Origin of the sequence: Nitrosomonas oligotropha (assembly GCF_900106555.1) — a bacterium.
Taxonomy (GTDB): domain Bacteria; phylum Pseudomonadota; class Gammaproteobacteria; order Burkholderiales; family Nitrosomonadaceae; genus Nitrosomonas; species Nitrosomonas oligotropha_A.
Map to the genome: position 1 here is coordinate 1 of NZ_FNOE01000080.1, position 1,377 is coordinate 1,377.

The window sequence follows — 1,377 nt, forward strand, 5'->3', positions numbered from 1 at the left end:
GAGCTATGATCTTTTCTGGTGTATGACAGTAGAGGAGAAAGCGGTGTAACCTGTTGGTAAAGATCTGGGCAGATCAACCAATAAAAAGGAAAACACCGCATGACAGATAGTAATATTTTTAAGCTGAACAGACCAGAGCAAAATGATTTATTGCAGGAAGTACTTCGAGAAGGCGCGCGTAAAATGCTGGCTGCAGCAATTGAAGCGGAAGTATCCACTTTTATCGAGCAGTACGACACTTTAAAAACTGACGAAGGTAAGATGGCATTAGTCAGAAATGGATATTTGCCTGCACGTTCGATACAAACAGGACTTGGAGACATTGCAGTTAAAGTTCCGAAAGTTCGGGATCGCTCTAGGCTGGGTATCAAGTTCAACAGCAGTCTGATACCGCCGTATTTGAAGCGTACCCGGAACATTGAGGAGTTTTTGCCCTGGTTATATCTGAGAGGGATTTCAACGGGAGATTTTTCCGAAACGCTGAAACATCTATTAGGGCCAGATGCGCCGGGATTATCAGCAGCCACGATCAGCCGCTTGAAACAGAACTGGGAACAGGATTATCAAAACTGGACTCACCGTGATCTGAGTGGCAAGCGGTGTGTTTATGTCTGGGCTGATGGTATCTACAGCAATGTACGGATGGATGATCGCTTATGTCTTTTGGTGATTATCGGTTCTGATGAAACGGGGCGTAAAGAATTGTTAGCATTGTCCGACGGCTATCGCGAGTCAGAAGCCAGTTGGACGGAAGTATTAATGGATTTGAGACAGCGTGGTCTCAAGGATGCGCCCAAACTGGCTGTCGGTGATGGTGCCCTGGGGTTCTGGAAGGCTGTGGCCAAATGCTGGCCGGATACCGATCAACAGCGTTGCTGGGTACATAAAACCGCTAATGTATTGGAGAAACTACCGAAAGCTATGCAGCCCAAGGTCAAGGAAGCACTGCACAACATCTGGCAAGCAGAAACACGGGAAAAAGCTTATGAAGCGTTTGATAACTGTATAGAGCGTTTCAGCCCGAAATATCCAAAAGCGATGCAATGCCTGGTAAAGGATAAAGATTCCATGCTGGCCTTTTATGATTATCCTGCAGAAAACTGGCAACACATTAGAACAACCAATCCGATTGAGTCTGTATTTGCTACTGTCAGACTAAGAACTGCCAAAACGAAAAATTGTGGAAGCCGGACGACAACCCTGACCATGGCGTTCAAACTGATGGAAGTAGCACAGAAAAAATGGTTCCGCTTGAGAGGCTATAAATTGTTAGCGGATGTCATTCAAGGTATAAAATTCGTTAACGGCGTTAAACAAAATGGACATCAAAAACAGGAAGCCGCTTGATCCTCCATACACCAGATTTGACTATAGCTC

Annotated in this window: 1 protein-coding gene; it reads left to right on the forward strand. The window is 45.3% G+C overall.

Features of this window, described 5'->3' with window-relative positions; genetic code table 11:
* Window positions 1–99 precede the first annotated feature (99 nt).
* Window positions 100–1,347 carry an IS256 family transposase gene (locus BLU57_RS15710; RefSeq protein WP_090322952.1) on the forward strand — a complete coding sequence of 416 codons (1,248 nt, stop codon included), beginning with the start codon at window positions 100–102 and terminating at the stop codon, window positions 1,345–1,347.
* Window positions 1,348–1,377 lie beyond the last annotated feature (30 nt).

What these genes read in the sequence shown, in the direction of transcription:
- BLU57_RS15710 (WP_090322952.1), top strand. Translation starts at nt 100, where the DNA reads ATGACAGATAGTAATATTTTTAAGCTGAACAGACCAGAGCAAAATGAT.